This is a genomic window from Comamonas sp. A23 (genome assembly GCF_004522605.1).
Taxonomy (GTDB): domain Bacteria; phylum Pseudomonadota; class Gammaproteobacteria; order Burkholderiales; family Burkholderiaceae_C; genus Comamonas; species Comamonas thiooxydans.
On sequence record NZ_RSDT01000007.1, the window covers coordinates 179,938 to 196,861 of the forward strand.

The 16,924-nt window shown below is 62.6% G+C and carries 16 protein-coding genes and 1 riboswitch; of the genes, 7 read left to right on the forward strand and 9 right to left on the reverse strand.

The window, feature by feature from the left end:
- Positions 1–138 precede the first annotated feature (138 nt).
- Both EIC84_RS16855 and EIC84_RS16860 read left to right on the forward strand, forming a co-directional pair.
- On the forward strand, positions 139–1,401 hold the full coding sequence (locus tag EIC84_RS16855; protein WP_003069085.1) for a CaiB/BaiF CoA-transferase family protein: 1,263 nt from the start codon (positions 139–141) through the stop codon (positions 1,399–1,401).
- A 112-nt stretch (positions 1,402–1,513) separates the two neighbouring features.
- Entirely contained in the window at positions 1,514–2,482 is a 969-nt protein-coding gene (locus EIC84_RS16860; RefSeq protein ID WP_003069084.1) for a tripartite tricarboxylate transporter substrate binding protein BugE, read from the forward strand.
- A gap of 120 nt (positions 2,483–2,602) precedes the next feature.
- Here EIC84_RS16860 and EIC84_RS16865 read toward each other — a convergent pair whose 3' ends face one another.
- From EIC84_RS16865 to EIC84_RS16875, 3 genes are all read right to left on the reverse strand, one after another.
- Positions 2,603–3,652: a porin gene (locus tag EIC84_RS16865; RefSeq protein ID WP_003069082.1), complete on the reverse strand. Its 1,050-nt coding sequence runs from the start codon at positions 3,650–3,652 to the stop codon at positions 2,603–2,605.
- A gap of 71 nt (positions 3,653–3,723) precedes the next feature.
- Positions 3,724–4,932 carry a sugar transporter gene (locus EIC84_RS16870; RefSeq protein WP_003069081.1) on the reverse strand — a complete coding sequence of 403 codons (1,209 nt, stop codon included), beginning with the start codon at positions 4,930–4,932 and terminating at the stop codon, positions 3,724–3,726.
- A gap of 129 nt (positions 4,933–5,061) precedes the next feature.
- A complete protein-coding gene (locus EIC84_RS16875; protein ID WP_003069078.1) occupies positions 5,062–5,721 on the reverse strand; it encodes an NAD(P)-dependent oxidoreductase in 660 nt (219 codons plus the stop codon).
- 108 nt (positions 5,722–5,829) lie between these two features.
- Here EIC84_RS16875 and EIC84_RS16880 point away from each other — a divergent pair, with 108 nt between their 5' ends.
- Positions 5,830–6,741 (forward strand): LysR family transcriptional regulator, encoded by a 912-nt coding sequence (locus EIC84_RS16880; protein WP_003069076.1) that lies wholly within the window; start codon positions 5,830–5,832, stop codon positions 6,739–6,741.
- A gap of 145 nt (positions 6,742–6,886) precedes the next feature.
- Here the strand turns inward: EIC84_RS16880 and EIC84_RS16885 are convergent, their stop codons facing one another.
- Together EIC84_RS16885 and EIC84_RS16890 are read right to left on the reverse strand one after the other, a co-directional pair.
- Positions 6,887–8,023, reverse strand: a complete 1,137-nt coding sequence (locus EIC84_RS16885; protein WP_003069075.1) for a branched-chain amino acid ABC transporter substrate-binding protein — start codon at positions 8,021–8,023, stop codon at positions 6,887–6,889.
- A 240-nt stretch (positions 8,024–8,263) separates the two neighbouring features.
- Positions 8,264–8,806: a 6,7-dimethyl-8-ribityllumazine synthase gene (locus tag EIC84_RS16890; protein WP_003069072.1), complete on the reverse strand. Its 543-nt coding sequence runs from the start codon at positions 8,804–8,806 to the stop codon at positions 8,264–8,266.
- Between the two features lie 90 nt (positions 8,807–8,896).
- Positions 8,897–9,065, reverse strand: a riboswitch (FMN riboswitch).
- A 247-nt stretch (positions 9,066–9,312) separates the two neighbouring features.
- Here EIC84_RS16890 and EIC84_RS16895 point away from each other — a divergent pair.
- Positions 9,313–9,903 carry a hypothetical protein gene (locus tag EIC84_RS16895; protein WP_046461560.1) on the forward strand — a complete coding sequence of 197 codons (591 nt, stop codon included), beginning with the start codon at positions 9,313–9,315 and terminating at the stop codon, positions 9,901–9,903.
- 87 nt (positions 9,904–9,990) lie between these two features.
- Positions 9,991–10,674, forward strand: a complete 684-nt coding sequence (locus EIC84_RS16900; protein WP_003069066.1) for a DUF4124 domain-containing protein — start codon at positions 9,991–9,993, stop codon at positions 10,672–10,674.
- A gap of 119 nt (positions 10,675–10,793) precedes the next feature.
- Here EIC84_RS16900 and EIC84_RS16905 read toward each other — a convergent pair whose 3' ends face one another.
- Positions 10,794–11,741: an SDR family oxidoreductase gene (locus EIC84_RS16905; RefSeq protein WP_034362978.1), complete on the reverse strand. Its 948-nt coding sequence runs from the start codon at positions 11,739–11,741 to the stop codon at positions 10,794–10,796.
- A gap of 110 nt (positions 11,742–11,851) precedes the next feature.
- Here EIC84_RS16905 and EIC84_RS16910 point away from each other — a divergent pair, with 110 nt between their 5' ends.
- Together EIC84_RS16910 and EIC84_RS16915 are read left to right on the forward strand one after the other, a co-directional pair.
- Positions 11,852–12,898 carry a CDP-6-deoxy-delta-3,4-glucoseen reductase gene (locus EIC84_RS16910; RefSeq protein ID WP_012839448.1) on the forward strand — a complete coding sequence of 349 codons (1,047 nt, stop codon included), beginning with the start codon at positions 11,852–11,854 and terminating at the stop codon, positions 12,896–12,898.
- 120 nt (positions 12,899–13,018) lie between these two features.
- Positions 13,019–13,987, forward strand: a complete 969-nt coding sequence (locus EIC84_RS16915; protein ID WP_012839449.1) for a tripartite tricarboxylate transporter substrate binding protein — start codon at positions 13,019–13,021, stop codon at positions 13,985–13,987.
- 114 nt (positions 13,988–14,101) lie between these two features.
- Here EIC84_RS16915 and folK read toward each other — a convergent pair whose 3' ends face one another.
- Genes folK through EIC84_RS16930 form a run of 3 tightly spaced genes read right to left on the reverse strand, consistent with a single transcriptional unit; the run spans position 14,102 to position 16,870 of the window.
- Positions 14,102–14,614, reverse strand: a complete 513-nt coding sequence (gene folK / locus EIC84_RS16920; RefSeq protein ID WP_003070852.1) for a 2-amino-4-hydroxy-6-hydroxymethyldihydropteridine diphosphokinase — start codon at positions 14,612–14,614, stop codon at positions 14,102–14,104.
- Positions 14,607–16,172 carry a polynucleotide adenylyltransferase PcnB gene (gene pcnB, locus EIC84_RS16925; protein WP_003070851.1) on the reverse strand — a complete coding sequence of 522 codons (1,566 nt, stop codon included), beginning with the start codon at positions 16,170–16,172 and terminating at the stop codon, positions 14,607–14,609. Before pcnB ends, folK begins: the two co-directional genes overlap by 8 nt.
- On the reverse strand, positions 16,169–16,870 hold the full coding sequence (locus EIC84_RS16930) for an HAD family phosphatase (protein ID WP_012839452.1): 702 nt from the start codon (positions 16,868–16,870) through the stop codon (positions 16,169–16,171). The genes pcnB and EIC84_RS16930 overlap by 4 nt, the downstream gene beginning before the upstream one ends.
- Positions 16,871–16,924 lie beyond the last annotated feature (54 nt).

Consider the following 16,924-nt stretch of genomic DNA (forward strand, 5'->3'; position numbering starts at 1 on the left):
TTTCGCTATCTATTTATTAGCTTCCACCGCTTGATTCGTATGAGTTTTGAATAGTTTTTATATCAAAACTCATACCAATAAAGCGCAAGACGCTTCTGTTTTCATAGTTCCCTTACCCGGTTTCTGGACACCTCCGACATGAACGCATCGACAAGCACTTCCACGGGCGCACTGGCAGGTATCAAGGTGCTGGATCTGTCGCGCGTGCTGGCGGGACCCTGGGCCACGCAGATGCTGGCCGATCTAGGGGCCGATGTGGTCAAGGTGGAGCGCCCGGTTGCCGGCGACGATACGCGCCACTGGGGCCCTCCATTCCTCAGGGACGATGCGGGCAACGACACGCGCGAAGCCAGCTACTTCACGGCCTGCAACCGCAACAAGCGCAGCCTCACCGTGGACATGGCACACCCCGAGGGCCGGGCCCTGTTGCAGCGCATGGCGCAAGAGGCCGATGTGGTGGTGGAGAACTTCAAGACCGGGGGGCTCGCTCAATACGGTCTGGACTATAAGAGTCTCAAGGCGCTGAACCCGCGCCTGGTGTACTGCTCCATCACGGGTTTTGGCCAGGACGGCCCTTATGCCGAGCGCGCCGGCTATGACCTCATGGTGCAGGCCATGTGCGGCCTGATGAGCATCACCGGCCATGCAGATGGCGAACCCGGCGGAGGCCCTCTCAAGGTTGGCGTGGCCGTGATCGACGTGTTCACGGGGCTCTATGCCAGCAATGCCATCCTGGCTGCACTCAACGCCCGCGACAATGCGAGAAACGGCACCGGCCAGGGCCAGTACATCGATATGGCGCTGCTGGACGTGGGCATGGCCGTGCTGGCCAACCAGGCTGCAGGCTTTCTGGCCACCGGCCAGGCGCCGAGCCGCGCCGGCAATATCCACCCCAGCTTGGCGCCGTATCAGGACTTTCCAACGCTGGACGGCAATGTGCTCTTGGCCATAGGCAATGACGGTCAGTTCGCGCGCTTTTGCGCAGCCATCGGCCAGGACGGCTGGGCCCTGGATGCACGCTTTGCCACCAATACCGCCCGTGTACAGAACCGTGCGGCACTGCTGGAGTTGATGAAGCCACAGATGCTTCAGCGCAGCACGGCTGACTGGATTGCGCTGCTGGAAGACAAAGCCGTGCCATGCGGCCCCATCAACACCATTGCCCAGGCCTTTGAAGACCCTCAGGTCAAGGCACGCGGCATTCAGCAAAGCTTGCCGCGCAACGCCAGTGACGGCATTGGCCATATCGCCACCGTCGCCAACCCCATACGTCTGTCGGCCACGCCGGTGACTTACCGCAACGCCCCGCCAGCCCTCGGCCAGCACACCGATGAGGTGCTGCGCGAATTCGGACTTGATGACAACGCCATTGCTGCGTTGCATGAGCAAGGAGTGGTTTGAAGCCTTCACGGCCAAAGCAAACTCCTGACAACAAAAGAGGGCCCCAGCCCCGAAAACTGCAGGCAATTTCACCAGAGATGCACTGCCAATCACACTTTCCAAGGAGACATTGATGTTCAAGTTCACAGCCACCGTTCTGGCTGCCATGGCTTTTTGCGGCGCTGCACAGGCACAAAGCGCCTATCCCAACAAGCCCATCCGCCTGCTGGTTCCCTTTGCTGCTGGCGGCACGACCGACCTGATCGCCCGCATCATTGCCGAGCCGCTGAGCCGCGAACTGGGCCAGTCCGTGGTGGTGGAAAACAAGGGCGGCGGCGGCGGCAGCATCGGTGCCTCTGAAACCGCCCGAGCTGCGCCCGATGGCTACAACCTCGGCATTGCCACCGTGTCCACCACGGCAACCAACCCGGCCATCAATCCCAAGATTCCCTACAACGTGGCCACCGACTTCACGCCCATCGTGAACATTGCGGCCACGCCCAACATCATTGCGGCCAATCCCAAGTTTGCCGGCAAGGACTACAAGAGCTTCCTGGCCGAGATCAAGAACCATCCCGCCAAGTACTCCTACGCATCGCCCGGCCTGGGCTCCATCACCCACCTGATGATGGAAATGTTCAAGCTGGAAACCAAGACCGAGATGACCCACGTTCCCTACCGTGGCTCCGGCCCTGCGCTGAACGACACCGTGGCCGGCCAGGTGCCGCTGATTTTCGACAACCTGCCCTCCACCCTGCCCTTTGTGAAGGAAAAGCGCCTCACGGCCCTGGTCGTCGCCGCCCCTCAGCGCGTGGCCGCCCTGCCTGATGTGCCCACCTTCAAGGAAATCGGTCTGCCCCAGGTCAACCGCATGGCGTACTACGGCATCGTCGGCCCCAAGAACCTGCCCAAGGATGTCGTGGCCAAGATCAATGCCGCCGTGCGCAAGGCCGTGCAGGACCCCAATGTGAAAAAGCGCATCGAGGAAAGCGGCTCCATCATCATGGCCGACACCCCCGAAGCCTTTGCCAAGCAGATGGCCGAAGAGCTGGCCGTCTACAAGAACGTGGTGCAAAAGCAGAATCTGAAGATGGACGAATAAGCGTCTGCTGCACATGAAAAAAGCCCTCGCCGGCACATACCGGCGAGGGCTTTTTCTTTGCCCGCCTCATGCACAAGCCAGGTGCTCATGCATGAAACTGGTGCAGTACAAGACCTGTTCTCAGAAACGGTGACGGATGCCCACCAGGGCGCTGGTGCCGGACTTGTTGGGAATGTCCATGCTCACGCGGTCATACATGGCCACGGCATAGACGTCGGTGCGCTTGGACAGGAAATGGTCGTAGCCCAGGCTGACGGTGGTGCGTGTGCCGCTGACATTGCCCACTTCCGACTTGGTACGCGCCGCCGCAGCCTTGAAGGTTCCAGGCGTTCCGCTGACAGGAATATCCAGACCCAGCGAGTAGGTGGTGTTCTCGCGGTCCTGGGCGTCGATCCTGGCCTGGCCGTAAGTGGCATAGATCTTGGCCACGCTGAAGTCGTAGCTGCCGCCCACCATCCAGTTGCTCTTGGTCGGCATCACCGCCAGCGATACCGGATTGCTGATCTGCGCACGCTCGTAGAACGCAGTCAGGCTCAGCGGTCCGCCCGAGTACATCAGGTTCAGGCCCACATTCTTCTTGCCCTTGTTGCCGCTGGTGGTCTGCTCGCCGAACTGGTAATGCACATTGGCCCTGAGACCGCCGAAGCTGGGCGTGGAATACAGGATCTGGTTGCTCCAGCCGGTGTTGGAGGCCGTGGTCAGGCTGTCCGCTCCCCAGGCCGCGGTCGTCATATTGGCATGCAGCACCAGCGGCGAGACCGTGAAGGAGTCGCCAAACGGATTGGTCAGCACCGTGGGCAGGAAGTTAGGCGCCAGGCCACGACCCAGGCTCACACGGCCAAAGCTGCCAGCCAGACCCACATTGGCATCACGCGAGAAAAAGGGGTCGGCATCAAAGCGGCCGGGGGTACCGGTATCGGCACGAAAAAAGCTGGTGATATTGAAGTCGGCCTTGAGACCTCCGCCCAGATCCTCCACGCCCTTCACACCCCACCAGGAAGTGGTCAGACCGCCGGAGCCGACCGAGGCCACGCGTTCTTGCCCTGCCAGCTTCATGGAGCCCGCATAGCTATCGATGGTGCCGGTGAGCTGCACGGAACTCTGGGCCTGGGCCGACAGGCTGGCCGCAGCCAGGGCGATGGTGGTGAAGGTAGCGGCAAACGCTTTCATGGGTGGTTTCCTCTCTAAAAAGTTTGAGACAAACCACCCATGCAAGAGTCAGGCCAGTTTTGTATACAAAACTAGGACTTCAAACGGAAGCTGTCGGCCAGCTTGAGCATCATGAACAACCAGAGCGCGCCGCCCATGGCAATCAGCAGGCCGCCCACCAGGCCTATATGCGTCATGCCCCATTGCTGGCTGACGATGCTGCCCAGCAGTGCGCCGCCGCCAATGCCGATATTGAAAATGCCCGAGAACATGGACATGGCCACATCGGTGGCATCGGGCGCCAGATTCAGCACCTTGGACTGCATGGACAACGCAAAGCAGATCATGGCGATGCCCCAGACCGAGCTTTGCAGATACAGGCTCCAGACATGCGTGCTGCTCATGACCAGCAGCAACAGGCTCAGCGCCAGCACGCCGATGGATGCCAGCAGAAAGCCGCGCGGAAAGCGCAGACCGAACCAGCCGAACAGCACGCTGCCCACAATGCCCATGCCGCCATACAGCAGCAGCACAGCTGTGGTCACATCGCCGGCGTGGCCGGCGATGTCCTGCACAAAGGGCTCGATATAGCTATACGCCGTGAACTGGCCGGTAATCACCACCACCAGCAGCACATAGATGCCGACCAGGGCCGGGCGCCTGAACAGCATGGGCACACTGGACAGGGAGCCTGCGTTCTCGCTGGGCAGCAGAGGCAAGAGCTTGCCCAGCACCAGCATCACCGCCGCCGCCACCCCACCGATGGCCAGAAACGTCATGCGCCAGCCCAGCCATTCACCCACGATGCGGCCCAGCGGAATGCCCAGCACCATGGCCACGGAAGTACCCGTGGCCAGCAGGCTCAGCGCCATGGCCTTCTTGCCCGGAGGCGCCACCCGCACGGCCAGAGAGGCCGTGATGGACCAGAACACCGCATGCGACAGCGCAATGCCGATGCGGCTGATGACCAGGGATGCATAGCTCCAGGCCACGCCCGAGAGCAGATGGCTGAGCACGAACACCGCAAACACACCCATCAGCAGCTTGCGCCGCTCCACCTTGCGCGTGAGCAGCATGAAGGGCAGCGAAGCCAGCGCCACCACCCAGGCATAGATGGTGAGCATCAGCCCCACCTGCTCCACCTGCATGTCAAAGCTGGCGCCAATGCTGCTGAGCAGACCGACCGGCACAAACTCGCTGGTGTTGAAGACAAAAGCACCCAGCGCCAGCGCAATCACGCTGAGCCAGGCCTGGGCGGGAGATCGGGTCGATTCGATAGGGGCAGTCAAGGTTTCTGTCATGCAATCAAGGCGTGCAGGCGTCTGGCGCCGCAAAACCCGAAATTGTGCGCTTGCAGCATGACAGCAGACAGACAGCCCGACCTTTCCCCATCAATCAATGGGGTCGGACCGGGCGACGGCAGGGCTTGATCAATACGCGACGGTGAAACGAGCCTTGACGTGTTCGTTCCTGTCCAGGGCATCGACCAATGCCACGGCCAGGTCCTGAACCGAAATATCGCCGGGCTGGCCGTCGGCCTGCACCAAAGGTTCGTCCTTGCCTGTACGGTAGTGACCGGTACGGCCCCTGGACTGCGCATCGGAGCCGCCATGAAAACCCACGGCCGGGCTCAGCATGGTCCAGTCCAGAGCGGCTTCCTTTTGCAGCTCGGCAAACATGTCGCGCGCCGCCGAGGCGCCGGGCTTGATGAAGGCCGGAAAATCGGGCGAATCCACTAGTTGCTGGCCATTCACATACAGGCTGCCGGCTCCGCCAACGACCAGATAACGCTTGATGCCCGCAGCCTTGACACCTTGCACGATGGCACGCGAGCCCCGCATGAAATCGTCATAGATATTGGGATTGCTCCAACCTGCGTTATAGGCGCTGACCACCGCATCGCAGCCAGTCACGGCGCGCTGCACCTCGTCGGCCTTGAGCACGTCGGCCTTGACGAACTGCACATGCTCGCGCGCTGCAGCGACCTCGGGCTTGCGCACCAGGGCCACGACTTCGTGACCGCGACGCAGCAGCTCATCCAGCAATCCGGCACCGACAAAACCCGTGGCGCCAATCAATGCGACTTTCATTGGAAAACTCCTTGTATCTTCAACAGGGCTAAAGATTAATCGCCATTAATCGCGAGAAAAACCCCTTTCAGCCACCATGACCTTGAAGCAGCACTTCAAAATAGCCTCATGGAAGATTTCAGACGCATGGCCATTTTTGCCGCCGTGGTGGAGCGCGGCAGCATGAGCGCGGCCGCCCGCCAGCTCGACATGACGCCCTCGGCCGTCAGCCAGCATATCCGTCAACTGGAGCAGGAGGCCGGCCTGACGCTGCTGCACCGCTCCACGCGCCAACTCACGCTGACCGATGCCGGCCAGCGCTTCTACATCCAGTGCGCCGCCATGTGCGAGGCCGCCAGCCGGGCGCGCGCCGAGCTGGCCGCCGAGCATCAGCGCCCCAGCGGCGAGCTGCGTCTGGCTGCCCCGGCAGGTTTCACCCAGCATGCTGCCCCGGCGCTGGGCCGGTGGCTGGCCATGCATCCTGAGCTGCGGCTGCGCCTGCTCATGGATGACGCTCCCATAGACCTGATCCAGGCGCGCGTGGATCTGGCGCTGCGCTTCGGCAATCTGCAGGACTCCAGCTGGGTGGCCCGTCATCTGGGACGCAGCGCCACCCTGCTCTGCGCCTCGCCGCATTGGATCAAGGCCCACGGCAGCACGCCTCGACACCCCAGCGAGCTGGCACAGCTGCCCTGGCTGGAAATGAGCCGCAGCGACGACGCCCAGGCCGACTTTCTATGGCGCCAGCAGGACACGGCGCAGGAGTACCGGCTGCAGGTGCGGCCGCTCATGGTCAGCAACCATCGCAGCGCGGTGCAGCAGTTCTGTGAAGCAGGCCTGGGACTTGCATTGCTCTCGGCCCATGACGTGGCGGCAAGTCTGGAGACGGGCAGCCTGGTGCGCCTGCTGCCTGACTGGGACATGGGCATGCTGGATATCTGGGCCGTCACCGCCAGCCGCGACAGCCTGCCCGCCAAGGTGCGCGAGGCCATCGAGGTGCTGCGCCAGTATTTCGCGCAGCTAGAGGGCATGCAGAACTAGCGCAATCCTTTCGCGTGCAACGCCCCAGCCAGCAGCCATCCATGCCTGCCCCCCAAAGACCGAAAGCAAAAAAGCCTGCAAATGCGAGGCATCCGCAGGCTTTGCAAAACAGGCCACACCACATGGCCTGGTGCACTCAAGGCACTCAGTTCAGGTCGATAGGCGTCTTGTTGCCGTTCACATAGCGGCTCAGCGTATAGCTGGGGTTCTTCATCTCGCCATTCTTCTCGAACTGGATCTTGGAGGTCACACCCGAATAGTCGGACTTCTGCAGGAAGGGGATATAGACCTTGGGGTCCCATGAATTGGCACGCTTCATGGCGTCGGCCAGCAGCATGGTGCCGTCATAGAAGTAAGGGCTGTAGACCTGGAACTGGCCCGGATACTTGGCGTCATAGCGCTTCTTCCACTCCGTGCCGCCAGGCATCTTGGCAATGGAGGCTCCGCCATCGGCGCAGACCACGTTCTCCAGCGGCTTGGCGCCGGCAGCCACCTTGGCCAGCTCGGTCACGCAAATGCCGTCACCGCCAAACATCTTGACGTCGTTCATGCCCAGCTGGGCCATCTGACGCAGCATGGGGCCGGCCTGACCATACATGCCGCCGTAGAAGATGGCATCGGGCTTCTTGGCCTTGATGGAGGTCAGAATGGCCATGAAGTCCGTGGCCTTGTCGTTGGTGAACTCGTTGGCCACGATCTTGATGCCATGCTTTGCGGCATCCTTCTTGAACACATTGGCCAGGCCCTGGCCATAGGCCGTGCGGTCGTCGATCACGGCCACATTCTTGAGCTTGAGATTCTTGGCCGCATAGCTAGCCAGCGCCGCGCCCAGGGCGTTGTCGTTGGCAATCACGCGGTAGGTGGTGTTCCAGCCGGGCTTGGTCAGATCGGGATTGGTCGCAGCGCCCGTGATCATGGGAATGCCGCAGTCCTGGAACACCTTGGAAGAAGGAATCGCCACACCGGAGTTCACAAAGGCCACTGCACCGGCCACCTTGTCATCGCACAGTTTTTGCGAAGCCGCCGTGCCCTGCTTGGGATCGGCCACATCGTCCTCGGCCACCAGCACGAACTTGACCTTCTTGCCTCCGATTTCCATGGCCTTGGCGTTCAGGTCCTCAATGGCCATGCGCACGCCGTTTTCATCGTCCTTGCCGAAGTGAGCCTGAGGGCCGGAGGTCGGGCCGATATGACCGATCTTGATGATCTGCTCCTGGGCCATCACGCCCCCAGCCATACCTGCTACGACTGTCGCGATACACAACTTGCCAAAATTCTTCATTGCGCACTCCACTCGGTTGAGACAAGACGCAACCTTATGCCCCGCGACAGGCAATTGGCAATGAGGCAATCACATAGGTGCAGCGAGTGCTACACCGGCACAACAATCAGTGTTTTCAGGGATCGGCAAGCGCCCCGGGCTGTGCTGGAAAAACCCGCCGCAAGCCCTTGCTCGCGAAATGGCAGCAGCGCCAAAGAAAAACGCCCCAGACTGGGGCGTTCCTTCATTGACACCTGCCGCTCAGGCAGCCTTGGCCTGCAGGAGCGCATCCACCTTGGCATGCTGGTCCAGCGTGCTCAGGCAGGCATGGGCCACTTCCACACCCTTCTTCACGAAGTGCTGGCGGAAGAACTCCACATGATCACCATGCTCGTGAAAATCGCGCGGCGTCAGCACGGCGGAGAACACGGGCACTTCGGAGTCCATCTGCACGCGCATCAGGCCGTCGATCACGGCCGTGGTCACGAATTCATGACGATAGATGCCGCCGTTGACGATCAGTGCCGTGGCGATCACTGCATCGAAACGACCGCTTTGCGCCAGCTTCTTGGCCAGCAGCGGGATTTCAAAGGCACCGGGCACGCTGAAATGCGTGATGTTGCCGGCCTGCACGCCCTGTGCCAGGAGTTCGGCCTGAGCGGCATCGCGGGCCTGATAGACCACTTCGGTGTGCCAGCTGGCGCTGATGATGGCAATGCGGCTGCGGCCGGCCACAGCCTTCCAGGGTGTCCCCTCGGAAGTCGCGTGAGTGGCAAAGTTCATGGAGATGGGGGTCTGATTCATGGTGGTATTTCCAGAAAATTCCAATGAATCAGGGCGTGCGCTGATACACCCGCCCATGCGGCAGCGATAGCTGCATCACGGACCGATGCTGCGCGATCTCTTTCATCCGGACTATGACCGTCGGCTCTGGCATCTCACCAGATCTGCTGACCCTGCAGGCTCTGGCGAGACTGCAGGCGCTCGCGGGCTGCTGCAGTCAATGCAAGGCATTGCCGCAGATACCGCCGGTGGGGAATTGCACCCCGCCCTGAGAACGCTGCTTTGCAGTGAACCGGAATTCACCGCAAGACGAAGTCATTCTAGCGAGGCTTTGGCTGCGCTTTTGCCAAAAGGGTCACTATGGCGTCAATCTGAAAAATCAAGAAAAAACCACTCTTAACGCACAGCCACAAAGCGAAACTAGCTCTCATTTAATGAGCATACAACGTAGCGAAGTCAACCCGGAACAATTGCCGGACGTTAAGAGCACAGGGCATTACGCCCACCCACACCTCACCAGACACGCCATGAAACCATCCCTGCAGGCAATGATGTCCACCTCCACGCGCTGGGCCAGCATGGGGGCTTTGGCTGTGCTGTGCACTGCCTGCGCGGTTCCCGGCGAGTACGACTCCGGCTATGGCGGCGGCTACGGTGGCAGCTATGGCTCCACCACCATCTACAGCACCCAGCCCGCTTATCCCGCCTACCCGGTCTACCAGGGTCAGGACCGCAATGACTGGGCATGGCGCGAGCGTGAGCGCCGTCAATGGGAGCGCCAGCGCGAGCTGGAACGCGAGCGCGCCCAGAACATGCGTGATCGCGAGCAATGGCAGCGTCAGATGGAGCGCGACCGGGACCAGCAGCGCCGCGAATGGGATCGTCAGCAATCCCAGAATCGCCGCGATCAGGACCAGATGCGCCGCCAGCAGGAGCGCGAACAACAGCAGCAGTCGCAGCAACGCGAGCGTGACCGCATGCAGGCCGAACGTGATCGCCAGCAACAGGCCCGCGACCGCCAGCAGCAAGACCGCGAACGTGAGCGCGATCAGCGCCAGCAGCAACGCCAGCGCGAAGGTCAGCAGCAAGGCTTTCCTCCTCGCGGTGACTGGCGCTGACCGGATGCTGCGGCACGGCGCCGCTTCTGCTTTTCTTGCCGCCACTTCATAATTTGCAGGCACTCAAACGCCTTTGAAGGAGCGGTCATGCCAGAGCCCCTATCTCCCGCCGTCACCATGCGCAAACTGCCGCTGGGCTTGCTGCTGGGCTGGGTGCTGATCGCAGGCACGGCCCAGGCTCAGGTCATGCGCTGTGTCGATGCCAAGACCGGCGAGGTGACCTATACCAACGGCCGCTGCATCTCGGGCGAAATGAGCACACAGATTCAGGCGGCGCAAAGCGCCGAGGAAATTGCGGCCGAGCGTGCCAATGCCAGCCAGGCGCGGGAACGCAGCAAGGCCCAGATGGCGCGCGACGAAGCCCAGCGCCGCCAGCGTGAAGAGCAGGAGCGCAAGGAACGCGAGGCCGCCGAGAAAGCCCAGGCCCGGGCCGTAGCCAATCTGGAAAACACGCCCGCCTGCCGCCAGGCCCGCGAGCGCTACAACGCCATACTGGCCGAAGCCAGCCCCGACCCGGCCACCTGGGGTGAGCGCAGCCAGGCGGCTCAGGCCCAGATGGAGATGAGCTGCCTGGGCGCAGCCGCCTACCAGCAGTTGCAGCAAAGCCGGGCGCTGCAGCCCAATGCCATCAACCGCCCGCAGTGGGGCTATGGCTATCCCAACCGCTACCCGCCGGCACGTCCCACGCCATCGCAGCCGCCCGCCAAGATCGTCAACTGCAATGTCTTTCGCTGCTATGACAACCGCGGCGGCGTGCATCCGATACCGTAATCCCCCTGAGGCGCTGTGCGCCTTCCCCCAGGGGGCGACAGCTTAGCTGCGCGGCGGCGCTTGCTTGCCGCCCATTGCCTGGCCACGTGAATTTTTGAGGATCGTGCTCTGTGCTTTGCCTAGCTTTGCAGGCCCTCGGTCACCGTGGGATAGCGCAGCCTGAGCCGCAATTCGTGCTTGAGCCGCTGATTCGACAGCCGCCGCGACTCGCTCATGAAACTCAGCAGACTTGCGGGCAGTTCTGTCTGCGCCTGCTCGCGCGAAATGCGCGGCGGCCTGCCCAGGCCGTAGAGATCGGCCGCCAGATCGAAGTAATCTCCCATCTTCAACTGCGTGTCGTCGCTGGCGTGATAGATGCGCTGCGGCTTGCCGCGCCACAGCGCAAGCAGGCAGGCACGCGCCAGATCGTCGGCATGAATATGATTGGTATAGACATCGTCCTCGGGCTTCAGCACGGCCGTGCCACGCTGCAGCCGGGCGCGGGGCGTACCGCCCTCACGATCAGGTGCGTAGATGCCGGGAATGCGCAATATGCTGGCCCGCAGGCCCAAGCGCCCTGCAAAGCGCACCGCAAGCTCGGCATTCACGCGGCGCTGAGCTCTGGCAGTCGTCGGCGCGACGGACCGGGTTTCGGCCACCCACTGCCCCTCGCAGTCGCCATAGACCCCCGAAGTCGATGCATAGACCAGACTGCGCGGCAGGCTGCGCAGGCGCAGTGCCCGCATGAGAGCCGTGGTGCGGGAGTCCAGCCACGAGCATTCATCCCCGGCAGCCGGTGCCTGAGGCGGCGCCAGGTGCAGCACCCGCGTCGCAATGCCTGCCAGCCTGCGCAGGCCTGCCGGATCATCCAGATCCCCCCACAAAGGCCTCACGGCATGGGTATGCAGTTGCTCGGCCCGACCTGGGCTGCGGCTCAAGGCCAGTACCTGAATGCCGTGCCTGCCACGGCCTGAAGCGACCAGCAATCGGGCCACGCGCTGACCCACATCGCCGTGGCCGACGATCAATAAGCGTTCACGACGAAAGCGCGCTGGCAGCGCGCCCAATGGGCTTTGGTTTGAAGGCAAAATCGGGACCTGCTGCGTACAAGATCTAAGGAGCCACTGGCGTTGCTGCGACAGCAGCAGCGCCGACAAAAAAGGCTGCCGGATACGCCTTCAAGGATAACCAAAACGTCATGACCGAGATTGCCCACGCTTCGTTTGAAATTACCGTCCAGCCCAGCGGACGTGCTTTTGCCACTCAGGGCGCTGAAACCATTCTGGCCGCGGCCATTCGCACCGGCGTCGGCCTGCCCTATGGCTGCAAGGACGGTGCTTGCGGCTCCTGCAAGTGCAAGAAGCTCAGCGGCGAAGTCAGCCACGGTACTCACTCGGACAAGGCTCTGACAGCCGAAGAGGAAGCCGGCGGCTATGTGCTGACCTGCTGCGCCACGCCCCACAGCGATGTGGTGCTGGAGTCGCGCCAGGTCACGGACGCCAGCTCCTTCCCCATCAAGAAGATGCCCGTGCGCGTGGCCGCTCTCGAGAAGAAGTCGCATGACGTGATGCAGGTGCGCCTGCAGTTGCCAGCCAGCGAAAAGTTCCGCTACCACGCCGGCCAGTATGTGGAGTTCATCCTGCGCGACGGTGCCCGCCGAGCCTATTCCATGGCCACCGCGCCCCATGTGCAGGAGACGGCGCCCGGCATCGAGCTGCATATCCGTCACATGGAAGGCGGCAAGTTCACCGATCATGTCTTCGGTGGCATGAAGGAAAAGGAAATCCTGCGTGTGGAGGGCCCGTTCGGCAGCTTCTTCCTGCGCGAGGACTCGGACAAGCCCATCATCCTGCTCGCCTCGGGCACGGGCTTTGCCCCTATCAAGGCACTGATCGAGCATATGCGCCACAAGGGCATCAACCGCCCCGTCACGCTGTACTGGGGTGGCCGCCGCCCCACCGACCTGTATGACGCCAGCTGGATTGCCGAGCACACGGCCGCCATGCCCCAGTTCAGGTATGTGCCCGTGATCTCCGATGCCCTGGCCGAGGATGCCTGGACGGGCCGTACCGGTTTTGTCCACCAGGCCGTGCTGGACGACTTTGCCGACCTGTCCGGCTACCAGGTCTATGCCTGCGGCGCTCCCATCGTCGTGGACTCGGCCCGCGCCGCTTATACCAGCGAACGCGCGCTGCCTGCCGAAGAGTTCTACGCCGACGCCTTTACCTCCGAAGCGGACAAGTAAGAACGCTGTTTTGCGCAAACCCCGATGCATTCCATGCCGTATCAGGGTTTACGCGCAATTTTCTTGCACAAGTAACCGCCAGTTCCGGAGCCGCTGCAATTTTTTGCACAATAGAGCTCTATGAACCGTAGAAACAGCCTTCTCTCGGTCATGGCGGCCGTTGCTGCCTTGGCCTCTCCCCTCTCCCAGGCCCAAGAACCCATCCGTCTGATCGTGCCCTATGCGCCCGGTGGTCCGCTGGACATCACCTCCCGCGCGCTGGCAGAGCGAGTGCGCGATTCCCTGGGCGTCGTCATCATCGACAACAAGGCTGGCGCTGGCGGCAACATCGGCGCCGACGCCATTGCCAAGGCACAACCCGACGGCCTGACCATAGGCCTGGCCGCCACGGCCACCCATGCCGTCAACCCCTGGCTCTACACCAAGATGCCCTATGACGCGGGCAAGGACTTTGCCGGCATCACCCAGATGGTGCGCGTGCCCAATGTGCTGGTGATGAATGCCGCCAAGGCCGAGCAACTCAAGATCCATAGCGTGGCCGATCTGATCGCCTACGCCAAGAGCCATCCCGGCAAGCTCAACTACGGCAGCGGCGGCAATGGCTCCGCAGGTCATCTGGCAGGCGAGATGCTCAAGCAAAAGGCCGGCATCTTTGCGCTGCACGTTCCCTACCGTGGCGCCAACCCCGCCCAGTTGGCCTTGCTGTCCGGCGAGGTGGACTTCAATATCGACAACCTGGCTGCGGCCGCGCCCAATATCAAGAGCGGCAAGCTGGTGGCTCTGGCTGTGACTTCGCTCAATGCCTCGCCACTGCTGCCCGGCGTGCCCGCGCTGTCCAAGAGCTACCCCGGTTTTGCCATCGACACCTGGTGGGGACTGGTTGCCCCGGCCGGCACCCCCAAGCCCGTGCTGGACAAGCTGAGCAAGGCCTTCAATGATGCTCTGCAAGCACCGGAAACCAAGACCCGCTTCAACGCCCTGATGGCCGAACCCGTGGGCTCCACGCCCGCCGAATTCGACAAGTTCATGGCCGCCGAGCGCGCCAAGTACCAGCCCATCGTCAAGGCCTCCGGAGCCAAGGTCGACTGACGAGTCCTGGCACTGATAAAAAAAGCCCCGGCAGCCTGACGGCTCCGGGGCTTTTTTAGTTAATTTCAGCCTCAATCGCTTGCCAGGCAAGCGCAAGAAGCTATCAAATCTAAACTACGCTGACTGCTCTATCCACCAGCCCTGGGCCAGGCTGCGCTCTATGCCCTGGTCTGCCACTGCCTGCAGTTGTTCGGCACTCACGCAGCCGGGCGCAATTTCGGCCAGCGGCAGCAGCACAAAGGCACGCTGCCACATGCGCGGGTGGGGAAGGGTCAGCTCGGTAGCATCCGAGTGCCGGTCGCCCCATAGCTCGATATCCAGATCCAGCGTGCGCGGTGCATTGCGGTAGGGGCGCTCGCGTCCGGCCTGCAGCTCGATCGCCTGCAGCGCATGCAGCAGATCCAGCGGCTCCTGCCCGGTACGCAGCAACGCCACCGCATTCAGATAGTCAGGCCCGGACGAGTCAATGGGTTTGCTGCTGTAGAGCGAGGACACCGCCAACAGCTCGGTCCGGGCCAGCCCGGCCATCGCCGCCACGGCCCAGGACAGGGTCCGGCGTGCATCGCCGAGGTTGGCCCCGAGACCAACCGCAACCGTGTCGGACGCCAGCGCGGCCGGTTTATTCATTACCACCGGCGACCGGAGCAGCACCGGCGGATGGTTTGCGGCGACGGCGACGGCGCTTTTTGGGAGCGGCGGCATCGCCTTCTGCGGCGACCTGATCCAGCGGGCTGTCCTGCTCGCCTTCAGCTTTTTTCTTGGTCACGCGATGCACCTTGGGCGCCGTCTGCTGCTGGGCACGCTGACGGGCGCGCTGTTCGTCGCGGGCCTGGGCAATCAGGTCATCGCGCTGGGCATCATCGGCCTGCTGGAACTCCTGCCACCAGCTGGCCAGGCTTTCCTCGACCTCGCCGATATCGGCACGCAGGCGCATAAAGTCAAAGCCGGCGCGGAAGCGCGGCTGCGCCACCATGGAGTGCGGGGTGGCTCCGGTGCGCTTGTCAAAGCGCGGCTGCATGACCCAGATCTCGCGCATATCGGCAGCCAGCTTGCCCCGGCCCGAGACATCGCCGATGCGCTGATCGAACACCTCGTCGATCGACTCCTGCAGCGCAGGGAAAGGGTGATAGCTCTTGGCCAGACGCTTTTCCCAGCCCTGCTTGACGTCCTGCCACAGCACGCAGGCCAGCAAGAAACTGGGCGCCACGGGCTTGCCTTCGGCCACACGGCGGTCGGTATCCATCAGTGCGGCCTGCACGAAGGGATGGTCGGCACGCTCCATGACCACGTCCAGCAGCGGATAGATGCCACGCGACAGACCCAATTCCTTGAGCTGAGCCACCGAGGCCAGCGCGTGACCGGTCTGCAGCAGCTTGAGCATTTCGTCGAACAAGCGGCTTTGCGGCACTTCCTGCAGCAGCGGCTCGCACTCGACCAGGGGCTTGGCAGTCTTGGCTTCGAGCTTGAAGCCCTTGCCGCTGAGCTTGGCGGCAAAGCGCACGGCCCGAATGATGCGCACCGGGTCTTCGCGGTAGCGCGTGGCCGGATCGCCGATCATGCGCAGCACCTTCTTCTTGGCATCCGCAATGCCGCCGTGATAGTCGACCACGATCTGTGTCTCGGGGTCGTAGTACATGGCGTTGATGGTGAAGTCGCGGCGCGTGGCGTCCTGGTCCTGCGGGCCCCAGACGTTGTCACGCAGCACGCGGCCGCTGGCATCCACGGCATGCTTCAGTCCTGCGAGCTGATTCTTGCTGGTACGTTCATTGCCGCTGACCTGCTCGGCCGCGCTGTTGTCCAGAAAGGCACGGAAGGTGGAAACCTCGATGACTTCGTTTTCGCGGCCGCGGCCATAGACCACGTGCACGATGCGAAAACGCTTGCCGATGATGAAGGCGCGGCGAAACAGGTTCTTGACCTGCTCGGGCGTGGCATCGGTGGCCACGTCGAAGTCCTTGGGACGCAGGCCCAGCAACAGGTCGCGCACGGCGCCGCCGACGATATAGGCTTCGTAGCCCGAGCGCTTGAGGGTCTGCACCACATCGATGGCGCGACGGTCCACCAGATTCGGGTCTATGCCATGCACCTGAACCGGCACTTCCTCACGCTTGCCGAACTTGGGCTTGCGCGAGCGGGGGGCTGCGGGCGCCTTGCCCAGCAGCTTGTCAATAATGGTCTTGATCATGGTGCTTCGCTAAATAGGTCCACGATGCGCCAGCCGCGTTCCTCGGCCAGGGCACGCAAGCGCGCATCGGGGTTGGTGGCCACCGGGTGATCCACTTTTTCAAGCAGGGGCACATCGTTCATGGAGTCGCTGTAGAAGGTCGCCTCGACGTCCTCCCAGCGCAGGCCGCGCTGGGTCAGCCATTCGGTCATGCGCACGACCTTGCCCTCGCGCATATTGGGAATACCGTCAATCTCGCCCGTGAACCAGCCGCTGCCATCACGCACCAGCTCGGTCGCCAGCAGATGCTGCACGCCGAAGGCCTGGGCGATGGGGCGCGTCACAAACTCGTTGGTGGCCGAGGTGATGACCACGGTGTCGCCCGCATCCAGGTGCTGCTGCACCAGGGCCAGGGCGGCAGGCTTGATCGCCGGGCGAATCACCTCGTCCATAAAGCGCTGGTGCGCAGCCGTGGCTGCAGCCTCGCCGCGCTGAACCACGGCAGCCGTGGCAAAGCGCACATAGTCGGGGATGTTGAGACGGCCGGCCAGATAGTCGTCAAAAAAGGCGTCGTTCTGGCGCCCGAACTCCTCGCGGTCGCACCAGCCGATGGCAATGGAGAACTCACCCCAGCCATGGTCGGAGTCCAGCGGCAGCAGCGTATGGTCCAGGTCAAACAGGGCCAGCCTGGGCTTGATAGCCAATTCAGAAGTCGACATGCAAATCCAACAAAAAGTGCTGTGGCATGGCCAAAGCGGGGAGCGTGAGCACAG